8 protein-coding genes are annotated in these 6,328 nt (G+C 71.0%); 3 read left to right on the forward strand and 5 right to left on the reverse strand.

What is annotated here, in order from left to right; translation table 11 throughout:
- Positions 1-160: 160 nt before the first annotated feature.
- From VNO22_00965 to VNO22_00975, 3 genes are all read right to left on the reverse strand, one after another.
- On the reverse strand, positions 161-1,300 hold the full coding sequence (locus tag VNO22_00965; GenBank protein ID HXG59918.1) for a tetratricopeptide repeat protein: 1,140 nt from the start codon (positions 1,298-1,300) through the stop codon (positions 161-163).
- A 64-nt stretch (positions 1,301-1,364) separates the two neighbouring features.
- On the reverse strand, positions 1,365-1,685 hold the full coding sequence (locus VNO22_00970; protein HXG59919.1) for a hypothetical protein: 321 nt from the start codon (positions 1,683-1,685) through the stop codon (positions 1,365-1,367).
- A gap of 10 nt (positions 1,686-1,695) precedes the next feature.
- On the reverse strand, positions 1,696-2,052 hold the full coding sequence (locus VNO22_00975) for a hypothetical protein (GenBank protein HXG59920.1): 357 nt from the start codon (positions 2,050-2,052) through the stop codon (positions 1,696-1,698).
- 147 nt (positions 2,053-2,199) lie between these two features.
- Here VNO22_00975 and VNO22_00980 point away from each other — a divergent pair, with 147 nt between their 5' ends.
- Positions 2,200-3,225, forward strand: a complete 1,026-nt coding sequence (locus tag VNO22_00980) for a hypothetical protein (protein ID HXG59921.1) — start codon at positions 2,200-2,202, stop codon at positions 3,223-3,225.
- Here VNO22_00980 and dprA read toward each other — a convergent pair.
- Entirely contained in the window at positions 3,206-4,321 is a 1,116-nt protein-coding gene (gene dprA, locus VNO22_00985) for a DNA-processing protein DprA (protein HXG59922.1), read from the reverse strand. The genes VNO22_00980 and dprA overlap by 20 nt on opposite strands.
- A 40-nt stretch (positions 4,322-4,361) precedes the next feature.
- On the reverse strand, positions 4,362-5,441 hold the full coding sequence (gene aroB, locus VNO22_00990; GenBank protein HXG59923.1) for a 3-dehydroquinate synthase: 1,080 nt from the start codon (positions 5,439-5,441) through the stop codon (positions 4,362-4,364).
- A gap of 111 nt (positions 5,442-5,552) precedes the next feature.
- On the opposite strand from aroB, the gene VNO22_00995 reads away from it, so the two are divergent.
- Together VNO22_00995 and VNO22_01000 are read left to right on the forward strand one after the other, a co-directional pair.
- A complete protein-coding gene (locus VNO22_00995) occupies positions 5,553-6,158 on the forward strand; it encodes a sigma-70 family RNA polymerase sigma factor (protein HXG59924.1) in 606 nt (201 codons plus the stop codon).
- Positions 6,159-6,163: 5 nt separating this feature from the next.
- Positions 6,164-6,328 (forward strand): zf-HC2 domain-containing protein (locus VNO22_01000; GenBank protein ID HXG59925.1); only part of this gene is annotated, 165 nt, incomplete at its 3' end.

Here is a 6,328-nt window from a genome sequence, read left to right on the forward strand (position 1 = left end):
CGGCCGGAGCGGCTCCGGCGGCCGGCGCCAAGGCGGCGGCTCCCGCCAAGGGCGCGGCCGCTCCCGCGAAAGGCGCCGCGGCTCCCGCCAAGAAGGAAGAAAAGAAGAAATAGCCCGGGAAGAACTGGGTTTCCCCCCCCGGCTCGGCGCCGGGGGGTTTTTATTTCAGCTCCGCCTCGATCCGCTCCCGGAGCGCCGGATCGCGAACTTCCGCCCGCGCCCGCTCCAGGTGGCGGCGCGCCTCCGCCGGCATGGAGAGCGCCCGGAGCGAGGAAGCGATCTCGAGGTGGCGGCGGGCGCGCGCGTCGGCCTCGGTCAGGGGATAGTGGTCCAGCGCGGCGCGCCAGGCGGCCACCGCCAGATCATGGCGCCCGCGCGCGGCGCGCACCTGCCCCAGCGTGCCCAGAGCGTCGGCCAGGTCGAGTTCCGCGCGCGCCAGCTCCTTCTGCCGCACGGCGCGGATTCCCGGCTGGGTCTGCCGTTCGAAGTCCTCGCGGATCGCTCGGAATTCCGCATCGTACAGGGCGACGGCGCGGTCGGCCAGCCGCTCCGCTTCCTCGAGGTCGCGCCCGAGCGCCGTGAGGACATGGGCCAGGTTGTTGGCGACCTTGGGGTCGGCGGGGTTGAGCGCCTGGGCCCGGCGATACTCTTCCAGCGCCTCCTCGGGGCGGCCGCGCGAAAGCCGGCAGTTTCCCAGTCCGAGGCGCGCTTCGTAGTGGTCGGGGTCGGCCTCCAGCGCCCTGCGGTAAAACGCCTCCGCTTCGTCGTAGCGCCCCTTGGCCTCGAGGTCCGCGCCGGCCAGGAAATCGTCGTCCGCGCGGGAGGGTTCGAGTTCCAGCATGAAGCGCCCCGCGGGGCCCCAGGCTTCCTCCACCTCGGCGTAGGTCAGGAGCCGTTTGGCGTTCCGGTATTCCTCGCAGACGAGGATCCCTTCGCGGTCGTTGTAGCCGCTGACGACGAAGAAGTGGAACCGACCGCCGCCGGAGGCGACCATGATGATGGGCGGGACGCCTCGGTCGACGGCGTTTTTGAGGCGGCCGACGCTGCCCTCGACGAACGTCGCGCGAAGTCCTTTGCGGCGCGCCAGGGGGCCGACCGTGTGGGTGAGGATTCCGGGGGTGTTCGGGTCGCGCACGAGGTGGGAGATTTCCTGGACGGTGATGGGTTTGTTCCAGTACTGGAGGACCGCGCCGAGGGATTCGGGGCCGCAATCGGCGGTGAGGCGGCTCTGGGGAAGCGCGAGGGGGCGGGGCAGGACCACGTATCCGCGCGCGACCGCGTCCGGGGGAAGGGCGTCCACGCGGGTTCCCAGCGCGGAGCAGGCGGAGGTCAGGAGGAGCGCGCCGGGGAGAAGCGTGAGGCGGCTAATCGTTGGTCACCCAGAAATACGCCGCCGCCAACCCGCCGAGGAACGCCGCGCCGATGATCCACTCGTACCAGTAGAGTCCTCCGGCCGCCTGGACGCGGTTGACGTCGGCGGCGAAATAGGCCGTCTCGGCCGGGGTGAGGTCGTCCACGTGGCGCCGGGCCTCGGCCGCCGGGAGGCCCAGCCGCTCGAGGCGGCTCCGGACCGCCTTTTGGGCCTCGGAATCCCGCTCGGCGCGCCGGGAGGGGATCACATCGGCATAGGCCGGCAAAAGCGCCACATGGAGCGCCAGGGCGCAAAGGAGGACGGTTCTTTTCACGGGAAAATTCCTATTCATCATTCGCGATGGCGAAGAAGTAGTAGCCGACGCCGACGCCGGCCAGCGCGGCCAGTCCGAAAAGCCACTCCCACCACATGTTGTCGGACTGGCCGGCCCACATCTCCTGTCCGACCCACTGGAGGCGCTCGGGGCTGCGTGCGAAATACTCCGCCTCGGCGGAGGTGAGGTCGAGGGACTGCGCGCGCGCCTGCGGGGCGGAGAGTCCCATCTGGACGAGGCGGGTCTGGACCCGCTCGGGCGCGTCGGAGGGAGCGGAGCGGCGCGTGGGGATCACGTCGGCGCGGGCCGGGCCCGCGACCAGGACCGAAAGGGCGAAGGCGACCGCCGCGCGGGTGACGACGTGCATCCCATGCCTCCTTGCAAAATCCCGCCCGAGCTTCCGGACGGGGCTCAAGGTTATCGGTCCCGGCCCGCGGGTGTCAACAAAAACGCCGCCTTGACCCTCCCGGGCGGGGCCCCTATCATAAGACGCGGCTTCGTTTCCCATCCCTGCATGATCCCGAGAAAAGCGGTCGCGCTCCTGTCCGGCGGATTGGACAGCATGCTGGCCGTCCGGGTGATCCTGGACCAGGGGATCCCCGTGACCGGCGTGCGGTTCATCACGCACTTCGGCTGCGACCCCGTCTCGTCGGGCTCCTGCGGTCACGACGTCGAGCCCCTGGTGAAGCTCTGGGGCCACCTGGGGTTCACCGTCCGGATGTCGCACCTGGGGCAGGACTACATCGAGATGGTTCGCAATCCCCGCCACGGGCGCGGCAAGAACATGAACCCGTGCGTGGACTGCCGCCTCATGATGCTCTCGTGGGCGCGGGAGATCCTGGAGAAGGAAGGCGCCGGCTTTCTCGTCACCGGAGAAGTGCTCAACCAGCGGCCCATGTCCCAGACGCGGGAACGCTTCCGGCAGATCGACCGCGAGCTGGGCCTGGAGGGCCTGGTCGTGCGGCCGCTTTCGGCGAAGCTCCTCGAGCCCACGCGCCCCGAGCTCGAGGGCGTGGTGGACCGTTCGCGCCTCCTGGACATCTCCGGCCGCGGGCGGACGCGGCAGTACGAGCTGGCCGCACGCTACGGGATCACGGAGATCCCTCAACCCTCGGGAGGATGCCTCCTGACGGATCCGGGATATTCCGCGCGGCTGAGGGACCTCTGGGAGCACGATCCGCAGGCGGGCGCGCCGGACATCAACCTCCTGCGGGTCGGGCGGCACTTCCGTTCCGGGCCGGCCTGCAAGATCGTCGTGGGGCGCGACGAACGGGAAAACGCCGCGCTCGAGGCGCTCCGCACGTCCCGGGACGCCCTCGTCTACCTCAAGGACCATGTGGGTCCCAAGACGCTCGTCCGGGGCCGCTGGGGACCCGAGGAGATCCGGCTGGCGGCGGGCCTGACGATCCGCTACGGCGACGTCCCGGGAAAGGCGCCCGCGGAGGTGATCGTCGATCGCCGGGGGGGCGTGCCGTACGTGATCACGGCCGAATGCGCCCGCGAGGAAGAGTACGCGCCGCTCAGGATCGCGGCGTCGTAGGGCGAACGTCCTCGCGGCGCGCGTAGCCCGCCTCGCCGTCCTCGCGCAGGAAGCCACGCGCCGCCAGGCCCGCCAGGACCCGCTCCACCGCCGTCCCCGGAAGCCGCGCGTCGGCGGCGATTTCCTCGGCGGTGCGCGGCGCGGAACCGGTCCGCCGGAAGACGGCGCGCTCGAGGGGGGAGAGCGCCGGATCGGACGGACGCGGTCCGCCGAAGCCGCCCCGGGACTCGAGAGCGAAGGCGGGGATTTCCTCCAGCACGTCCTCCGGATGGGCGGCCAGTTTGGCTCCCTGCTGGATGAGCCGGTGGCATCCGCGGGACAGGGGGCTTTCGACCGATCCGGGGACGCAGAAGACGTCGCGCCCCTGTTCGAGCGCCCAGTCCGCCGTGATGAGCGCGCCCGAACGCTCCGCCGCCTCCACGACCAGGATTCCGAGCGAGAGCCCGCTGATCAGGCGGTTTCGGCGAGGGAAGTTTTCGGTGCGCGGCCCGGAGGTGAGGGGAAACTCCGACAGCGCCGCGCCGCGGGCGCAGATGTCCTCGAGGAGCCGGGCGTTTTCGGGCGGGTAGATCCGCAGGAGCCCGCTGCCGAGGACCGCCAGGGTGCGTCCGCCGCGGGCCTGGAGCGCGCCGCGGTGGGCCGCGGTATCCACGCCCCGGGCCAGGCCGCTGACGATCGTCAGCCCCTGGGCGGCGAGCTCCCGCGCGAAGCGGGCGGCCTGCCGGCGGCCGTAGTCCGTGCAGCGGCGGGAGCCCACGATGCCGACGGCGAGCGCGTCCTCCTCGCGCAGCTCGCCCCGGCGGTAGAGGACCAGCGGATGGTCGTAAAGGGCGCGCAGGGCGGGCGGAAATTCGGGGGACGTGCAGGGAAGGATCGCGATCTTGCGCCGCTCGGCCAGCTCCAGCTCGGGTCCCGGATCGGGAGCTTCCAGGAGGGCGCGGGCGGTGACCGGCCCCACGCCGGGGATGCGCTCGAGGTCCCGCCGGGAGAGGCGCCGCAGTTCCCCGAGCGGGGCGCGCTCGCGCAGCCGCCGGAGAAGGGCGCTGCCGACCATGCCGGAGAGGTTGAGCCAGACGAGCGCCTCGAGATCGGTCACCCCGGAAGACGTGCGCTCGGGGATGAGAAACTCGACGCCCCTACCGGTCCAGCGTCACGGTCCGGAGCGCCGCGTCGATGAGCTCTTCGGGAGCCTCGACGCCCCAGCGCACGCGCCCGACCGCCTCGGGGAGAACGAAGCGCGTGCGGCCGTCCACGCCTTTCTTGTCGAGCTTGAGGGCCGAAAGGACCCGCTGGCGCGGAAGTCGGCGCACGCGCGTGGGCAGGCCGCAGAGCTTGAGGAGGCGGTTCTGGGCGGCCAGCACTTCCAGGGGCGCCAGGCCCATTTTCATCGCGATCACCGCCTCGGCCTCCATCCCCACGGCGACGGCTTCTCCATGGGAAAGCACCCGGTAGTCCCCCGCCGCCTCGAGGGCGTGGCCGATCGTGTGGCCGTAGTTGAGAATGGCGCGGAGGCCCGATTCCTTCTCGTCTTCGCGCACCACGTCGGCCTTGATGGAAACGCAGCGGAAGACGATCTCCTCGAGCACCGAAGGGGAGCGGCGGTGGATCCCTTCGATGTCCCGCTCCAGAGAGGCGAAGAGGTCCGCGTCGCGGATCATGCCGTACTTGACGACCTCCCCGAAGCCCGAGACGTATTCGCGGGGCGGAAGCGTCGCCAGCGCGGCGGGATCGCAGAGGACCGCGCGGGGCTGATAGAAGGTGCCCACGAGGTTCTTGCCTTGAGGCAGATTAATGCCGGTTTTCCCGCCGATGGCGGCGTCCACCTGTCCGAGAAGAGTCGTGGGAACGAGGACCACCGGGATCCCGCGCATGTAGGTCGAGGCCACGAAGCCCCCGAGGTCGGTAATGACGCCGCCTCCCACGGCGACCAGGGTCGAGCGCCGGTCCATGCCGAACCGGGCGAGGCGCTCGTAAAGGGTTCCGGCGGTGGAGAGCCTTTTCTGAGGCTCGCCGGGAACCAGGGCCGTGCCGCCCACCCGGGCGCCTCCCCGGCGAAGGGCCTCCCGGACCTGCCGCGCGTAGGGACGGCAACGCCGGTCCGTCAGGACGAACGCCCGTCCGGGACGGCCCAGGAGTTCGTACAGGCGATCGGGCTCTTCGGACAGGAGTCCCGCGCCGACCAGGATGCGCGAGGAAAGAAGCGCCACTTCACGCATGGGCGGCAGGATAGCATACGGCTCCGGGCGCGCCAAGACGCTCCCGCGGAGGACCGCCGGGTATACTTTTGATCGGGGGAAGCGTCCGGTCGGAACCGTCCAGAGTGTAGGATGCTCGCGCGCGCCCAGGAACGGGAGCTCCTGGACCGTCTGATCGCCGGGCAGGGCGACGCCTGGCGGGAGCTCATGGATCGGTATGGGGCGCTTGTCGCCCATGCCGTCCGCTCGACGTTCCTCCGGGTGCTCAAGAAGGCCGAGCCCGCCTTCGTGGACGACACGGTTCAGGCGGTCTGGCTGTCCCTCTGCGCGGACGGTTGCCGGCGGTTGCGGCAGTTCGAGTCGAAGGCGTCTCTTTCGACGTGGCTTACGGTGCTGGCGACGCGCAAGGCGCTGGATGCGCTTCGGACCGAGCGGCGCAAGGGGGCGCTTCGGCAGGTACGGCTGGACGACGAGGAGCGGGACCTGCTTCGGGAACTTGAAGCTCCCGAGGCGGGCGAGGGCATCCCTTACGAGGATGTTCTCGGGGTGCGCGACGCGGTGGATCGTCTGCCGGACGAGGAGCGTCTGATCCTCAAGATGTATTACTTCGACGGCCTTTCGTACCGGTCGATCGCCGCCGCGCTCGGGACCGGGGTCGAGGCGGTTTCGGCGGCGCTGGGGCGCGCCCGGACGCGGCTGAAAAAGAGCCTCAAGGAGCAGGCGGGCGGCGTCCAATGAATGAGATGAAGGACTGCCCGGAAAGCGAAATCCTGGCCGCGTGGCTCGAGGACGGCCTGGGTCCGACCGAACGCGCCGCCGTGCGGCGGCATCTGGCCGACTGCGACGACTGCCGGCGCTCCGTGGCGCTGGCCGGGACGCTCGGGCCGGCGCCCGCGGGAGCGGCGCCG

Source organism: Planctomycetota bacterium (assembly GCA_035574235.1).
Classification (GTDB): domain Bacteria; phylum Planctomycetota; class MHYJ01; order MHYJ01; family JACPRB01; genus DATLZA01.